Source organism: Lentzea albidocapillata subsp. violacea, assembly GCF_900100275.1.
Taxonomy (GTDB): Bacteria; Actinomycetota; Actinomycetes; order Mycobacteriales; family Pseudonocardiaceae; genus Lentzea; species Lentzea violacea.
The window spans coordinates 51,392-67,734 of the sequence record NZ_FNET01000030.1; the positions used below are offsets into that span (position 1 = coordinate 51,392).

Here is a 16,343-nt window from a genome sequence, read left to right on the forward strand (position 1 = left end):
GAGGTGCAGACCTTTGTTGCGCGATCGAACAGTACTGGTCAGGGCACCCAGTGGTTGCCCGTGACCGTGATCATCACCTGGAGCTGGATGCTCGCCGAGAAGTAGCTGCCGCCGTCGATCGGCGTCTGCAGCATCCTGTTCCACAACGCGTCCAGCCACGCCTGGCTGCCCGGATCGGTCGCCGCCGCCACCGCGAACGGCGCGAAGAACGCGGCGGCGCTGCCACCGGAGAGCTGCGTGCCGTTGAGCTGGTAGCCGATCGCGATGTTGCCGGGGTTGTTGCCCGCCTTGGCCTTCACCCACGTGTTGAGCTTGCGGGACGCCGCGAGCGACTGGGAGTCACCGCTGGTGACCGCGTCCGCGCCGATCCGCCACGGCACGCGGCAGGCGTTCCAGTAGTACCTGCCGTCGTTCACGCTCTCCAGCACCTGCCCGGCCGGCGGGCGCGGGGAGGAGTTCGTGTTCTCCACGAAGTCCGGCAGCAGACCGGTGTTCGGCGCGTAGTTCTGCTGCAGCTGCCCGATCAGGTTCTGGTGCGCGGCGCGGATCGTGTCCCACGCCGAGTCACCCGTCGCCTTCCGGAACGCCCGGAAGTGGTCGGCCATCCAGTCCGACGACCGCGAGAGGTAGTAGTACTGGTCGCCCGCGCTGGACCAGTCGCCCAGCTTGAGCAGGTTCGTCGACGGGTTGACCTCGCTGGCCTTGATCGCGTTGATGTGCCGGATCGCCAACTGCCTGTAGTTGTAGGTGCCGGTGCTGCCCCACTGCCGGTCGGCGAGCAGCAGCCCGTAGGCCACGTCCATGTCGCCGTCCGTGGCGCCGTCACCGCCGTTGACGCTGCGGCAGTTCACGTCCTGCTCGGCCGCGAGGAGATCGCGGTTGATGGAGGATGGGTGGTCGATCTTCCACTTCACCAGGCCGTCGAAGATCTTCCGCGCGTCCGGGTCGACCCCGGCCATCTGCGCGGTGATCACCATGCCGTAGCCCTGCGCCTCGGCGACGTACGGGTGGTCGGCGTCCGGCGAGATCACCTGGTACCAGCCGTTGCCGCAGTTCTGCCGCACGAACGCGGACTTCCAGCGCTGGTAGTAGTCCACCACCGCGGCGTCCAGAGTGGACGTCGCGCCGGAGGGCCGCAGGATGCCCGCCGCGTAGGGGACCTTCCTGCTGCCGAACGCGTAACCGAGGCCGTTCGAGGGCGGAGTGGTAGTGGTCGTCGGCGGATTGCCGCCGGCCACGCCGTAGACCTCGAGCTCCCACAGCGAGTAGCCCCACTGCGTGCCACGGGCCGTGCCGAGCACCCGCACATACCGCCCGGAACCGGACACCGTCAAGTCGTCGACGCCTCCGTCACCGGCGCCGGTCGAGAACACGTCCGTCCAGACCGAGTCGTCGGGAGAGGTCTGCACGCGATAGGACCTGGCGTACGCGGCCTCCCAGTTCAGCCGCACCCGGCTGACCGCGTGCGCCGAGCCGAGGTCGACCCGGATCCACTCGGAGTCACTGCCCTCCACCGAGGCCCACCGGGTCGTTGTGCTGCCGTCCACGGCTTTCGCCGCCTCCAGCCCGGCACCCTCGACAGAGGACGCCACGACCGCCTTGCCCTGCGACACCAGCGGATCCGCGGCCGTCGCACTGGTCGTCCCCGCCACCAGGAGACCGATCACGAGCCCGGCCGCGCTCACCGCCGCCACTGCCGATCGTCTGTCCACAACCACCTCCACCCAATAGTTAACAAACCTGCCTAAAAGGGCGATCGCGGCGACGATAGGCGGGTCTGTCGACTTGGACAAGAGGTGTGGACCAGTCATCTGGGCCGGAACCGGTTGCGGAAACTACGCCCAGACCTTCCGCACGGCTTCCGCGATCGAGACGGCCTGCGCGTACCCCGCCTCCGCGGCAGGCTTGCGCCGGGCCGGGTCCAGCAGGTTCGTGCCGATGGCGGCCAGCGCGGCACGGTCCGGGCTGATCACGATCGACGGCACCCCGAGCTTCGCGGCCTGCGCACCGGGGGTCGCCGCCGGACTGGCCGACCGCGTCAACGGCGCGATGACCACCACCCGCGAGTACCCGGCGGCGAGGTCGGCGTTCGCCACGGACCGCATGCCGCCGTCCATGTACCGGCTGCCGTTGATGCTGACCGGCGGCCACACCAGCGGGACCGCGCAGCTCGACGCCACCGCGTGCACCAGCGGCACCCCGCTGTCCCGGTCGAACGCCACGAACTTTCCGCTCACGGCGTCCACGGCGGTGACCTTGAGCGGACGCTCCGGCCAGTCCTTCGTGGACAGCCGGGAGTCGAACACCGCCAGCCGGGACTCCTCGGACGGCGTGCGGGCCTTCAGCGCGGCACGGCCGAGGCGCGCCCGCTTCCGCGCCGGCGTCCCCGGCATCACGTAGGAAAGCGCGTACCTGACGACCATCCACGAAGTGAGACGGGCCGGGATCTCCCCGTCGGGCGGCGCCAGCTGGCCCGCGTAGAGCCGGGCGAGCGGGGCACCTCCCGCCAGCTCCGCCGCCACCACGGACCCGGCGGACGTCCCGACGAACAGGTCGGCACCCGTCAGGTCGACTCCCTGCTCTGCCAGTCCGTGCAGAACCCCTGTCTCCCAGGCGATTCCGGTGACTCCACCGCCGCCCAGCACCAACGCGCGTTCTCCTGTCACGGCGACCATCCTATGGAGTGGGACGGGTTCCTGGTCCATGGTCGTGGTTGGTAAACTTGACGGCGAAGCCGAGAAGCGCTGCAACGGGCCTCGTGCCTGCCACGCTCGGCCTCGCACCACCACGTAACAAGGGCGCTTCCGACTATTCGGGAGCGCGCGTGGCTGGTCTCAGGTCTCTGTTGGACTCGCGCATCGCCGTGCTCGACGGCGCGTGGGGCACGATGTTCCAGCAGGCCAAGCTCTCCCCCGCCGACTACTACGGCACGGAGTTCAGCGACCACCGCCTCGACGTCGCGGGCGACCCGGACCTGCTCAACCTCACCCGCCCGGACCTGGTGCTCGACGTGCACCGGCAGTACCTCGCGGCGGGCGCGGACATCACGACCACCAACACGTTCACCGCCACCTCGATCGGCCAGGCCGACTACGGGCTGGAGGACCGCGTCCGCGAGATGAACCTCGCCGGCGCGCGGCTCGCCCGGCAGGCCGCGGACGAGTTCGGCGGCCGGTTCGTCGCCGGGTCGGTCGGCCCGCTCAACGTCACCCTGTCCCTGTCGCCCAAGGTCGAGGACCCCGCGTACCGCGCCGTCACGTTCGAGCAGGTCAAGGCCTCCTACGCGGAGCAGATCTCGGCATTGCACGAGGGTGGCGTCGACCTGCTGCTGATCGAGACGATCTTCGACACGCTGAACTGCAAGGCCGCCATCGCCGCGGCCCGCGAGGTGGCGCCCGACCTGCCGCTGTGGATCTCGGTGACGATCGTCGACCTGTCCGGCCGCACGCTGTCGGGCCAGACCGTCGAGGCGTTCTGGGACTCGATCACGCACGCCGAGCCGCTGGTCGTCGGCGTGAACTGCTCGCTGGGCGCCGAGGAGATGCGGCCGCACGTCGCCGACCTGGCGCGGCTCGCGAACACCTACGTCGCCTGCCACCCGAACGCGGGCCTGCCCAACGCGTTCGGCGGCTACGACGAGACCCCGGACGAGACCGCGGCCCTGCTGAAGGACTTCGCGGGCAACGGCATCGTCAATGTCGTCGGCGGCTGCTGCGGCACCTCCCCCGCGCACATCAAGGCCATCGCCGACGCCGTGCGCGGCACCGAGCCCCGCGAGGTGGTCCAGCCCCGGCACACCACCCGCTACAGCGGCCTGGAGACGTTCGAGATCGGCCCCGACACCGGGTTCGTGATGATCGGCGAGCGCACCAACGTCACCGGCTCGGCCAAGTTCCGCAGGCTGATCGAGGCCGACGACCACCAGGCCGCGCTCACCGTGGCGCTGGACCAGGTGCGCGGCGGCGCGAACCTGCTGGACGTCAACATGGACGCCGACCTGCTCGACGGCGAGCAGGCGATGACGACGTTCCTGAACCTCATCGCGACCGAGCCGGAGATCGCCCGCATCCCGGTGATGATCGACAGCTCCCGCTGGACCGTGCTGGAGGCCGGGCTGCGGTGCGTGCAGGGCAAGGGCGTGGTCAACTCGATCAGCCTCAAGGAGGGCGAGGAGCCGTTCCTGCGGCAGGCCCGCACGATCCGCGACTACGGCGCCGGTGTCGTCGTCATGGCGTTCGACGAGCAGGGCCAGGCCGACACGACCGACCGCAAGGTCGAGATCTGCGGCCGCGCCTACGACCTGCTGACGAAGAAGGCCGGGTTCCCGGCCGAGGACATCATCTTCGACCCGAACGTGCTCGCGGTCGCGACCGGCATCGAGGAGCACAACGGCTACGCCAGGGCGTTCATCGACGCCCTGCCGCGGATCAAGGAGCGCTGTCCCGGCGTCCGCATCAGCGGCGGCATCTCGAACCTGTCGTTCTCCTTCCGCGGCAACGACGTGGTCCGCGAGGCCATGCACTCGGCGTTCCTGTTCCACGCCGTCAAGGCCGGGCTGGACATGGGCATCGTCAACGCGGGCCAGCTCGTCGTCTACCAGGACATCAAGCCCGACCTGCTGGAACTGGTCGAGGACGTCATCTTCAACCGCCGTGAGGACGCGACGGACCGTCTCGTCTCGCACGCCGAGACCGTCAAGGGCCCCGGCCAGAAGCGCGTCGTGGACCTGTCGTGGCGCGAGGCCCCGGTCGGCAAGCGCCTGGAGCACGCCATCCTGCACGGTGTCGTCGACTTCATCGAGGAGGACACCGAGGAGGCCCGCCAGGCCCTGCCGCGTCCGCTCGACGTCATCGAGGGCCCGCTGATGGACGGCATGAAGATCGTCGGCGACCTGTTCGGCGCGGGCAAGATGTTCCTGCCCCAGGTCGTGAAGAGCGCCCGCGTGATGAAGCGCGCCGTCGCGTACCTGGAGCCGTTCATGGACGCCGAGCCGAAGGCCACGGCGGGTGGCAACGGCAAGGTCGTGCTGGCCACGGTCAAGGGCGACGTCCACGACATCGGCAAGAACATCGTCGGCGTCGTGCTGGGCTGCAACAACTACGAGGTGATCGACCTCGGCGTGATGGTGCCGGCCGCGAAGATCCTCGACACGGCGATCAAGGAACACGCCGACGTCATCGGCCTGTCCGGGCTGATCACGCCGTCGCTGGACGAGATGGTCTCGGTCGCCGAGGAGATGCAGCGGCGTGGCATGAAGCTGCCGTTGCTGATCGGCGGCGCGACGACCTCGAAGCAGCACAACGCCGTGAAGATCGCCCCTGTCTACGACGAGCCGGTCGTGCACGTGCTCGACGCCTCACGGGTCGTCGGCGTCGTCTCCGACCTGCTGGACGGCAAGCGCGCGCATGAGCTGAACATCGCGAACCGCGCGGAGCAGGCCCGGTTGCGTGAGCAGCACGAAAACCGCAAGTCGGTACCGTTGCTCAAGCTCGACGCGGCGCGCACGAATCGGGAAGTGGTCGATTTCTCCGATCTGCCCACTCCTCAGTTCACCGGAACTCGGGTGATGACGCCTTCTCTCGCTGAACTGCGCGAGTTCATCGACTGGACGTTCCTGTTCCTCGCCTGGGAGCTCAAAGGCAAGTTCCCCGCGATCCTCGACCAGCCGGTGGCGCGCGAACTCTACGAGGACGCGACCACGTTGCTGGACGAAATCGTCGCCGGGGAACTGCTCGAGGCAAAGGGGGTGTACGGCTACTGGCCCGCGCATTCCGAGGGCGACGACATCATGCTCGACAACGGCGTGCGGATCCCGATGCTGCGCCAGCAGACGCAGAAGCCGCTCTCGCGCCCGAATCGCTGCCTCTCCGACTACGTGGCGCCCGAGGGCGACCACATCGGTGGATTCGCGGTGACGATCCTCGGTGCCGGAAAGCTGGCCGCGAAGTACGAGGCCGAGAACGACGACTACCGCGCCATCATGGTGAAGGCGCTGGCGGACAGGCTCGCCGAGGCGTTCGCCGAATGGATCCACCTGCGGGCGCGACGCGACTGGTTCGAGCCGGACGCCCAGCCGGAACTCGCTGACCTGCACGCGGAGAAGTTCCGCGGCATCCGGCCCGCGCTGGGCTACCCGGCCTGCCCCGACCACACCGTGAAGCGTGAACTGTTCGATCTGCTCGGCGCGGAGGAGGAAATCGGGATCTCGCTCACCGAGTCGTTCGCGATGAACCCGGCGGCGAGCGTGAGCGGCCTGATCTTCCAGCACCCCGGGGCGAAGTACTTCACGGTGGGCAGGCTCGGCCGCGACCAGGTGCAGGACTACGCGCGGCGGTACGGCAAGCCGCTCAAGGAAGTCGAGCAGTGGCTACGCCCCAACCTCGGTTACGAACCCGCCTGAGCGGTTCCGGAACGTGAAAGCGCTTGCCGGTATCGGCAGGTGTTATCCGGTTTGGCACCGTCCGATGTAGCATCGGCCGCTCTGGAGATCAATCACTCCTAGTGGTGTGGCCCGGAAGGTTGCCGGGGGAATGCGCGGTCAGACGGGTGCATCGTGGCGTGCTGAGCGTGGATTACCTCGCCGACGTTCCGGGTCGCGCCACTAGGTCGAGCGAGCCCGAGGTCATCCATGCGAGCTGCGGCGCTGGTGCTGGTTCTGGTGCTGTCAGCGGGCTGCGGTGCCGCCGCGGAGTCCCAGGCGTTGCCGCACGTGGGTTTCGTGGTGAAGCGCACCGGTGGTTCCTTCGCACAGGAGATGACCAGTGGCTTTCACGAGGGCGTCAGCCGCATCGGCGGGGTCAGCGCGACGGTGACGGGGCCTCCCGGACAGGACGGGCACAAGGAAGTCGAGTTGTTCCGCGATTTGACGATGGCCGCGAAGGGCGGAATCGCCGTGGCGACGTCGGAGCCGTCACTGATGGCGCCGTCCATCGGTGAGGCATTGGCGCAGCACGTCGCGGTGGTCGGCGTGGACATGCGGCTCACCAAGAGCGCAGGGGTGAAACTTCACGTCAGTAACGACAACTACGAACTCGGCGAAAAGCTGGCTGACGAGTTGATGCGCCGAATGCCCTCGGACGCGACCGGGACGGTGGTGCTGGGAAACACCGCTCCGGGACTCGCCGGGTTCGACGACCGGGCAGAAGGAATCCGGGAGCGATTCGCCGAAAAGCTACCGGGGGTAGTGGTGCTGGGCCCGTTCGACACGCAACGTGACGACTCCGCGAATCGCGACGCGTGGAAACGTCTCGTGGCGGCGAACCCGAACGCCCTCGCGTTCGTTGGTACGGGCGACTGCGACGGCGTCAACCTCGCCGCGTTGAAGACCGAGAAGTCGGCGAGGTGGCTGGTGGGCGGGTTCGGGGTCGACCCGAGAACGTTGCAGGCGGTGCGGGACGGCGCGATGGTGGCGTCGATCTCTCCCGAGCACTACCTCAAGGGCGCTGTGGCAGGCTGGCTTCTCGCGCGGCACGCCAAGGGCGGCGCGGCGCTGCCAGAGGGCTGGATCGAGACGCCGGGACTGACGGTGACCACGACGAACCTGGACCAGGTCCTGCACCGGCAGGAGTCCGAGAAGGCGCGCAGGGAGTTCTTCCAGCCTCAGATCGACAGCTTCGTCGAGGATCCGGCGAGCTGGGTGCGACCGTTGGAGCAGGCACGGTGAGCTTTTGGGAGGGCCGCGCCACCGCAAGGGTGGCGACGGTCGGGCTGACGTTCGGACTGCTGGTCCTGGCGGGACTGGCGCTGTGGAGCAGCATCAGCGCGCAGGCCACGACCGCGCACGTGCGGGAGCTCAACGAGACCAGCGAGCGGTGGGCCCGCGTGCTGGAGCACATCAACGTCGCCGACAACGCACTGCGTGACCTGCAGGTCGCGCGGACCGAGCAGACCGTCGAGCCGCTGGAGAACTCCGTCGGTTCCGCACGCGCCGAGCTGGAGTGGCTGCGCGCCAACGGCCTGCCGTCCGACGCGGCGGAGGCCGGCAAGCTGCTGGCGCTGTACGACCAGAGCACGGACATGCTGCGCGCGGTCGTCGCCGGCGCCGACCCGTTGCAGGCGGACCAGGCTGGGCTCGCGCACTCGTCGTTGCGGCGCCAGATCTCCTCGACGATCGGGGTCAAGCGCCTCGACACCACCGAGTACCTGCGTTCGGCCGACGAGAAGAACGCGCAGCTGCGGATCGCGCAGATCGTGGTGTTCGTGCTGGACGCGGCCCTGGTCGCGTTGTTCGGCATGGTGCTGCTCGGACAGCGCCGCATGATCCTGCGCCAGGCCGCGAAGAACGAGCACGAGGCCCACCACGACGCCCTGACCGGCCTCGCGAACCGGACGCTGCTCGCGCGGCGGATGGAACAGGCCGTCGACAAGGCGCGCAGGAAGGACGAGCCGCTCGCGTTGCTGATCGTGGACCTCGACAGGTTCAAGGAGGTCAACGACTCGCTCGGGCACCACACCGGCGACCTGCTGCTGCGCCAGGTGGCGAACCGCCTCTCGTGGGCGGTGCGCGACACGGACCTGGTGGCACGGCTGGGCGGCGACGAGTTCGCCGTGCTGCTGCCCGGCGTCGGCTCGGCGGAGAACGCGAGCATGGTCGCCGAGAAGATCCTGCAGGCACTGGCCATGCCAGTGACGCTGGAGGGCCTGGAGCTGGAGATAGCGGGCAGCGTCGGCGTGGCCCTGTGCCCGGCGGACTCCGGCGACGGCCACGAACTGCTGCGGCACGCCGACATCGCGATGTACGCGGCGAAGCGCGAGAAGTCCGGTGTCGCCGTCTACGACGCCCGCCTGCACGAACGCGGCGCCGCGCACCTGACGGCCGTGACGGAGCTCCGGCACGCGATCGACCGCGGCGAGCTGTTCCTGCACTACCAGCCCAAGGCGCTGGCCGACACGGGTGCGGTGTGCGGGGTCGAGGCCCTGGCCCGCTGGCAGCACCCGACGCGCGGCCTGGTGCGCCCGGACGAGTTCATCCCGATCGCCGAGGAGAACGGGCTCATCGAGCCGCTGACCCGGTACGTGATCGACGCGGCCCTGCGCCAGTGCCGTTCGTGGTCGGACGCGGGCTGGGAGGTGCCGGTCTCGGTGAACGTCGGCGCGGCCTGCCTGCACCACACCGAGTTCCCCGGCGACGTGGCCGACCTGATCAAGCGGCACGGGCTGCCCGCCCGGTTGCTGACGCTGGAGATCACCGAGTCCGCGATCATCTCGGACCCGGACCGCGCGGTGGAGGTGTTGCGCGGCCTGACCGAACTGGGCGTGCGGCTGTCCATCGACGACTTCGGCACCGGCTACTCGTCGATCTCGTACCTGCGCAGCATGCGCGTGCACGAGATGAAGCTCGACCGCTCGTTCGTGACGCACATGTGCACGGATGCCGGCGACAGCGCGATCGTGCACGCCCTGGTGGCGCTGGCCCGGAACTTCGGGCTGCAGGCCGTCGCGGAGGGCGTGGAGGACCAGGACACGTGGACGGCTCTGGCCAAGGCCGGGTGTGACGTGGTGCAGGGGTACTTCCTCAGCGAGCCGTTGCCCGCTGAGGAAATCGTTGCGTGGCTTGGGGATCGAGCCGCGGCTCACGCGTAACCTTCGGTGTCCCGCCACTGGTTGATGAACGGCTGCATGAAGTCGACCATGGCGGGCAGCTGGTCCGCGCACGACAGGTAGGCGATCACCCGGATCGCGCCGACCGCGTTGACGAACCGGAGCACCTCTTGGTCGAGCTCGCGCAGGCCGTTCTTGCGCGCACCCCGGTTGTAGGCGGCTTCGTACTCCAGGCCGAGGCCGGCCAGGTCCCATTCGACCGGGCCGTAGGTGATCAGCTCGAAGTCGGAGAACAGCGGGCCGTCCGTGCCGGCGAAGATGTTCGCGGGCGGTGAGTCGCCGTGGATGGGCTGCAGTCCGATGCCCGGGAACTTCGCCTCGAACGCGGCCTGGGAGCTGACGAGCGGCTCCAGGACCTCCCATTCCGCCTGCGCCCGCTGGAGATCCTCCTCGGTCACGATGTCGAGGCCGTGAAGTTTCCGCAGGCCTTCCCGGACGAACCGCGGCTCCGCCGACGACAGGAACTCGAGCTCGCCGGGGTAGTCCTGCAGCGCCTTGTGCAGGTCGGCGGAGAGTTCGGAGTTCCTGACGTAGTCCGGTTCCGCGGACTTGTCCTCGTCGGTGAACGGCCAGAAGGTGATGGAGAAACCGTCGCGCTGCACGGGTTCGCGCGGTACCAGCGGGCTCGGCGGGATGACCGGGGTGCCCTGGTCGTGCAGCCACTGCGCGACGTCGAGTTCCTGCTGCTGGCGCCTGGCCAGTGACTCGAGGGTGGTGGTGTGCGGCAGGACGGTCGGGATGCGGGCCACGACGGGCGACGGTGCGAGGTGCACGACGACGGAGAACAGTTCGTAGAGCACCTTGCCCTCGGTGATCTCCAGCCCGAGTTCGCGACCTGCCGCCACCGCGGCGTCTCGTGCGGCGTTGGTGCGGGCGGCGATGTTCTCGGGGGTCGCGAAGGCTGTCATGGCACGATCGTGTCACGACCCCGTGGCTCGACGCAGATCATTTACGGTGGGCGCATGGCCGACCGTCACCTGATCGACGTCCACGTGCTGCTCGTGCGCGACGGCGAGGTGCTCCTCTCCCGGCGCCGCGACGCCGACCCGCGGTTCGACGGCCTCTGGCACCTGCCCTCGGGCAAGCTCGACGCGGGCGAGTCCGTGCTCGGCGGCGCCGTGCGCGAGGCCGCGGAAGAGGTCGGGGTGGTGATCGAGCGTGGCGACCTGCGGCACGTGCACACCTTCCACGCCAACGGATCTGGCGTGGAACCGCGGCTCGGGCTGTTCTTCGAGGTCCGGCGGTGGAGCGGGGAGCCGGTCAACCGGGAGCCGGAGAAGTGTTCGGAGCTGCGGTGGTTCGGGCTGGACGCGCTGCCCGAGGACACCCTCTCCTACCCCGCCGCCGGGATCACCGGCTACCTGGCCGGGGAGTCGTTCGGGCTGCTCGGCTGGGCGCCCTGAACGAGCCCGTCCAGGACCAGGGTGATGACGCCGTCGGCCTCCGCCCGCCACCCCGGGCGGTCGTGGGCCGCACCAATGCCGTGCAGCGCCATCATGACGGCGCCGGCGCCCACGTCGCCCCGGACGGTGCCCTCCTCGACGGCGGCGGCCACCAGGTCGGTGACGGCCTCCTCCAAGGCCCTGCTGCCGTCGGCGAGCGCCTCCGAGCCGGTGGTCATGAGCGTGGCCAGCGTGCGGGCCAGGCCGTGGTGTTCGTGCAGATAGTCGACGAAGTCGCGAAGGAAGGTCGCCAAAGCCTCCAGCGGGGGTGACGTGGCCTGCAGCCGGCGAGCCCGGTCGCACAGCGCGACGACCTCCTCGCGGTAGACCGCTTCGGCCAGCGCTTCCCTGGTCGGGAAGTGGCGGTACAGCGTGCCCGTGCCGACGCCGGCCAGCCGGGCGAAGTCGTCGAAGCGCAGGTCGAAGAACTCGCCCGCGTCGAAGATCTCCCTGGCCTTGGCCAGCAGCGCCTGGCGGTTGCGCTGGGCGTCCGCACGCAGCGGCTTGGCGCTCCCTCGCGTTGACAAACGGAACCTGCCTCCATATTTTCGGAAGTGGAGATTGTCTCCACTTTCATTCTAACCCACGAGGTGGACCGTGAAGATCCTGATGTTCGGCCGCGGCGTGATCGCCACCGTGTACGGCTGGGCGCTGGAACAGGCCGGGCACGACGTCGAGTTCTACGTCCGGCCCGGTCGCGCGGCGCAGTACGGGGACACGACGAGCCTGGACCTGCGCGACACGCGGCGGCGCGTGTGGGGGCAGCGTGTCGAGCAGGAGTGGCCGGTGCGCTTCCGCGAGGAACTGGAGCCGGACCACGACTTCGACCTGATCGTGCTGAGCGTGGGGCACCACCGGCTGACCGAGGCGGCGGACTTCCTGGCACCCCGCGTCGGCAAGGCCACGGTGCTCGTGTTCGGCAACATCTGGGCCGAGCCGCTGGACGCGATCGGCGCACTTCCCGCCGAGCAGGTCGCGTGGGGCTTTCCCCAGGCGGGCGGCGGTTTCGACGAGAACGGCGTGCTGCGTGGCGCCATCCTGCCGTCCGTCCTCTTCGGAACCGTCGGCCCGCAGACGGAACGTGGGCGGGTCGTGCGGCGGGTGTTCCGCGAGGCGGGGTTCCGGATCAGGGAGGAACCGGACTTCCGCGGCTGGCTGCTGATCCACTTCGTGTCGGACGCCGGGCTGTTCTCGCAGGGGCTGAGGCTGGGCGCGCTGGCCGATCTCGCGGGACGCAGGCGCGACCTGCGCGAGGCGTTGCTGGCCGGGCGCGAACTGCTGCCGCTGGTCGAGGCACGAGGTGTCGTAGTCGGACGCCGTGCACTGCTGTTCCGCGCGCCGACCTGGCTGACGGCTCCCCTGTTCGCCTGGCTGACCGCTCATTTCGGGCCGGTGCGCGACAACTTCGCGACGCACTCCGACCCCGAGGCCGAGGAGCCGCGGGTGATCTGCCGGGACACGCTGGCGGAGGCACGCCGGCTGGGCGTTCCCGCACCGCGGCTGGCGGCGGCGGAACCGAGCTTCGCGGCGGCACCCGTTCAGTGATCGCAGCAGACGCGCTCGGCCCACTCCGGCTCGTGCCACCAATGCCTCTTCTCCGCGGACGGCAAGGGGCCCAGCGCGGCTGACATCGTGAGCGCCTGCGACTGCTGGTAGGGCGCGAGCAGGTCAGGAACCCGGTGGAGCACTCCGCCGACCATGACCTGCTCGACGTTCGCCGCCGCCTTGATGTCGGCCAGCGGGTTGCCCCGCACGAACGCGATGTCCGCGGGCGCACCGGGCTTGATCGCGCCGAGCGGCAGGCCCAGCCACTTCGCCGGGTTGCGGGTCGCGGTGATGAGCGCTTCCCTTGGTGTGAAGCCGTATTCGACCAGTGCGCGCAGGTTCTGGTGCGTGGCGGTGGCGGGGCTGTCGAGCGGCGCGTCGGTGCCGGTGATGACGAACCCGCCGCCCCGGTGGACGTTCAGCGCGAACTCGACCCAGCCCTTCAGGATCACCCGCGAGGCCGTGGCCGCCGGGGTGCCCTGCTTGGTGGCGTCGGCCAGGTTCCGCTCGTACTCCCACGGCGGGTAGAGCACGCGGGTGCGTTCGTCGGTGGCCAGCGACTTGTCGTTGTCGTACAGGGCGCGTGAGTGGAACAGTGTGGGCGTCATCGACATGCCGGACCTGGTGAACAGCGCCACCACGTCCTGATAAGCCTTGCCCTGCCTGGTGATGGTGTGGGAGTAGCCGAGCCGGTTGGTGGCGCCGACGTGTTCCATGCCGTCCATGCCGATGTTGGCGGCCGGGTACAGGTAGTGGGACGACAGCGGCAGCCGCGACCGTTGCACGGCGGCGCGTTGCAGTTCGACGGGCAGTCGGACGTAGGTCTTGATCATGTCGTAGCCGAGCTCGTGGGCGCGGCGCAGTTCGAGGTCGAGCTGGGCCCTGCTGAGCGTCGGGCGCATGAAGTTGTAGTAGACGCGCGAGCCGTCGACGGCCTCGCCGGTGGCGTAGAAACGCGGCCCCGTCAGGGTTCCCGCCGCCAGCGCCTCCCTGGTCTCGATCATCTGGTAGACCGGGTCGCCCGGTGAGCGGACGGTCGTGACGCCGTACGCGAGCCAGACGTTGCCCTGCCGCGCGCCCCACTGGCGGCCGCGCAGGTGCCAGTGGTTGTGGGCGTCGATCAGGCCCGGGATGGCGGTGAGGCCGGACGCGTCGACGTCTGCCTTGCCGCGGTGTGGGCGGATCTGCTCGACCTTGCCGTTCTCTACGACGATGTCGACGTCGTGCTTGAGCTCGTGCGCCTCGCCGTCCCAGTAGGCGCCGACGTGGATCACCTTGCGTTCCGGCGCCTTCGGCTTGCGCCAGGTCAGGCCGTGCCGGATGGTCGTGACCTTCCCGTCCAGAGTGGACTTCCGGATCCGGCCGTTGTTCAGGTACACCAACGCTTCGTTGCCGTGCCAAGCCAACGAGTCCGTGACCTCGCGGGTGATCTGGCGCGGCTCACCCTGGAAGGTGCCCTTGCCGTCGACCGGGACGACCCACGCGACGCTCTCGACGACGAACGCGAGGTGCCTGCCGTCCGGCGACCACACCGGGCCGTCGTCGCCGCGGGTGGCGATCGAGCGGAACGGCATCGGCTCGGTGTACTTCAGCTCACCGCTCACGAGGTCGATGCTCAGGATCTGGCTGGTGCCTTCGCGGAACCGGCGGGAGAACGGCTTCACCGCGGCGAGTGCGACCGTGCCGCCGTCCTTCGACCAGGTCGGGCGGCCCGGCTGGAACAGCGTCGGCGTGACCTGCCTGCGCGCCTGCCGGTCGGTGATCCACACCTGGCCGTCCTGGTCCAGGTAGGCCACCTTGGTGCCGTCCGGCGAGAACCGGGGCGTGATCTGCGCGTGCGGCGCCGGCGCGTACAGCTCGTCCTTGCCGGTGTCCAGGTCGCGAACCCACAGCTGCGCGACGCCGGTGCGATCGCTCGCGTAGACGATCTTCCTGCCGTCGGGCGAGAAGTCCGGGTCCGAGTCGAAGTACCTGCCGTCCGTGAGCTTCGTGGCCTTGCCGTCGCTCAGCACGTACAGCGCGTTCAACGCCCGGAAGGCGATCTTCCCGTCACTGGACACCACCGGACCGGCGATGCCTTTGACCGCGCCGCCGGTAAGGTTCCTGGTGCGGTGCGGCCTGCGGTTCGTGCACACCGGAACCGTGGCCTCGAACGGTATGTCCTCAGTGGACCCGTTGGCACGCCTGCGAATTCGGCCGTCCGCGGTGTAGAGCACGCTGTCGCCGTCCCAGGCCGGCGCGAACCCGAAGACGTCCTGGCCCGTGACCACGGCGGTCGTCCCGAGCACCAGCTCGGCCTGACCGGGCCGCATCCGCGTGTAGCTGGGCCGACCACCAGGCCCGAACGCCGCCCCGAACAGCTGCGTGCCCGCCGGAGCCGTGACGAGCCGCTCCCGTACGCCGCCCAGCGTCACCGTGTCGACCGCCGCGTTGCCGACGGTGAAGATGATCCGCGTGCCGTCACCCGACCACTGCGGCGCCGCGGCCTCGTCCGGCACCCCGGTCAGCTGCGTGATCGTGCCGGTCGCGAGTTCGAGCAGGTGCACGCCGTAGCTGCCGGCCCGGTCGCTGACGAACGCGAGGTGACTGCCGTCCGGCGAGAACGCGGGCTCCCGGTGGTCGTACCTCCCCCGCGTGAGTTGCCTGAGCCCCTTGCCGTCCAGCCCGATGACGCAGAGGTGGTAGTTGCCGTCCCGATAGGACTGGAACGCGATCTGCCCGCCCGGCCCGAACGACGGCAACGAGGCGTCCTGCAACTCGTCGGTGAGCTTGCGCGCTTCCCCGCCGGTGGCAGGCAGCACCCAGATGGCCGTGACGAGGTCGATGGCGAGCCACCTGCCGTCCCGCGACCGCGAGACCGAGATGTTGGTGCCCTGCGTCAGCCTCACCCGCTCGCCGGGCTCGGCCTGGGCGGCGCCGATCGTGAGCGTGGACGCGGCAGTGGCGACAGCGGCGGCTTGGCCGGAGCGGGTCAGCAGTTCACGGCGCGACAGTTCCATATCGGCAGCACTCCCCCGAATGGTGTTCCCCTAGGAACCCCACCCTGGCACTGCCAGAGCCGTGCGCCATCGGCCGTTCGGACCAGCGCCCACCGCTCGGGACGCTGGTTCCAGCCAACGGACCAAGGACCTGGCCAGACACCCAACACGAGGGCATCCCGCCGCTTCTGGCCAAGGGCCTAAAGGACGAGTGCGCCCTCGATCCGGGCCACCATCGCGTCCTCGGCCTCGACGATGACACCGTCGGCCTCGGCCACCTCGCGGCAGATCGCCAGCACGGCGCGCGGGAAGTCCCTGGCGTCCTCCGGCGACTTGGCCGTGAGGGTCTTCATCGAGGAGCGCAGGGCTTCCAGGATGACGGGCTCGATCTCCTCGTCGGTGCCGGCGGGCACGGACGGGCGGGCGCTGCCCAGGACGACGCGCAGGTCGGGTGACAGGTTCGCGAGAGCGCGCAGGCCGGCGAAGCGTTCCTCCAGCACGGGGCCGGGGTCGGCGTGGGAAACCAGCAGCATGGCGCCGTACACGGCGGTGCGCAGCGTGCGGCTCTCCTCGTCGGTGTAGAAGATCATGTGGCCCACTCTATGTCGTCGGGTCAGGCGGTTGTTCTGGCGTTGATTAGAGGACTCTCCAGCTCTCTCGCGGTTGCTTCTCAGCTGCGAAAACGCCTGTGACGGACGTCTATCGCGGACGAAGCGAACAAACTGACCGGTCTGCGCGTTGAGATGGGTTGAGACCGTCCAGCCAGGAGGATGCACGC

Annotated in this window: 11 protein-coding genes; 5 read left to right on the forward strand and 6 right to left on the reverse strand. The window is 69.5% G+C overall.

Annotation, left to right across the window (positions count from 1 at the left end):
* Positions 1-38: 38 nt before the first annotated feature.
* Positions 39-1,712 carry a glycosyl hydrolase family 8 gene (locus tag BLR21_RS38115; RefSeq protein ID WP_218131088.1) on the reverse strand — a complete coding sequence of 558 codons (1,674 nt, stop codon included), beginning with the start codon at positions 1,710-1,712 and terminating at the stop codon, positions 39-41.
* 123 nt (positions 1,713-1,835) lie between these two features.
* The gene (locus BLR21_RS38120; protein WP_256335201.1) at positions 1,836-2,666 is read right to left on the reverse strand and encodes a patatin-like phospholipase family protein; all 831 of its coding nucleotides are present in this window, start codon (positions 2,664-2,666) and stop codon (positions 1,836-1,838) included.
* Between the two features lie 158 nt (positions 2,667-2,824).
* On the opposite strand from BLR21_RS38120, the gene metH reads away from it, so the two are divergent.
* The 3 genes from metH (at position 2,825) to BLR21_RS38135 (ending at position 9,582) form a co-directional block, all read left to right on the forward strand.
* Positions 2,825-6,400, forward strand: coding sequence for a methionine synthase (gene metH / locus BLR21_RS38125; RefSeq protein WP_090014547.1), 3,576 nt, complete (start codon positions 2,825-2,827; stop codon positions 6,398-6,400).
* Positions 6,401-6,628: 228 nt separating this feature from the next.
* On the forward strand, positions 6,629-7,663 hold the full coding sequence (locus tag BLR21_RS38130; protein WP_090014552.1) for a sugar ABC transporter substrate-binding protein: 1,035 nt from the start codon (positions 6,629-6,631) through the stop codon (positions 7,661-7,663).
* The gene (locus BLR21_RS38135) at positions 7,660-9,582 is read left to right on the forward strand and encodes a putative bifunctional diguanylate cyclase/phosphodiesterase (protein WP_143028063.1); all 1,923 of its coding nucleotides are present in this window, start codon (positions 7,660-7,662) and stop codon (positions 9,580-9,582) included. The genes BLR21_RS38130 and BLR21_RS38135 overlap by 4 nt, the downstream gene beginning before the upstream one ends.
* Here the strand turns inward: BLR21_RS38135 and BLR21_RS38140 are convergent.
* A complete protein-coding gene (locus BLR21_RS38140; RefSeq protein ID WP_090014558.1) occupies positions 9,573-10,508 on the reverse strand; it encodes a phosphotransferase in 936 nt (311 codons plus the stop codon). The genes BLR21_RS38135 and BLR21_RS38140 overlap by 10 nt on opposite strands.
* Before the next feature lie 54 nt (positions 10,509-10,562).
* Between BLR21_RS38140 and BLR21_RS38145 the strand changes: the two genes are divergently transcribed.
* Positions 10,563-11,003: an NUDIX hydrolase gene (locus BLR21_RS38145; RefSeq protein ID WP_090014562.1), complete on the forward strand. Its 441-nt coding sequence runs from the start codon at positions 10,563-10,565 to the stop codon at positions 11,001-11,003.
* Here BLR21_RS38145 and BLR21_RS38150 read toward each other — a convergent pair.
* Positions 10,958-11,569, reverse strand: a complete 612-nt coding sequence (locus BLR21_RS38150) for a TetR/AcrR family transcriptional regulator (RefSeq protein ID WP_090014565.1) — start codon at positions 11,567-11,569, stop codon at positions 10,958-10,960. The two genes, BLR21_RS38145 and BLR21_RS38150, sit on opposite strands and share 46 nt — an antisense overlap.
* A gap of 70 nt (positions 11,570-11,639) precedes the next feature.
* Between BLR21_RS38150 and BLR21_RS38155 the strand changes: the two genes are divergently transcribed.
* Positions 11,640-12,587 carry a ketopantoate reductase family protein gene (locus tag BLR21_RS38155; protein ID WP_090014568.1) on the forward strand — a complete coding sequence of 316 codons (948 nt, stop codon included), beginning with the start codon at positions 11,640-11,642 and terminating at the stop codon, positions 12,585-12,587.
* Here BLR21_RS38155 and BLR21_RS38160 read toward each other — a convergent pair.
* Positions 12,581-15,586, reverse strand: a complete 3,006-nt coding sequence (locus BLR21_RS38160) for an amidohydrolase family protein (RefSeq protein ID WP_090014573.1) — start codon at positions 15,584-15,586, stop codon at positions 12,581-12,583. The two genes, BLR21_RS38155 and BLR21_RS38160, sit on opposite strands and share 7 nt — an antisense overlap.
* A gap of 179 nt (positions 15,587-15,765) precedes the next feature.
* Entirely contained in the window at positions 15,766-16,155 is a 390-nt protein-coding gene (locus BLR21_RS38165) for a hypothetical protein (RefSeq protein WP_090014577.1), read from the reverse strand.
* Positions 16,156-16,343 lie beyond the last annotated feature (188 nt).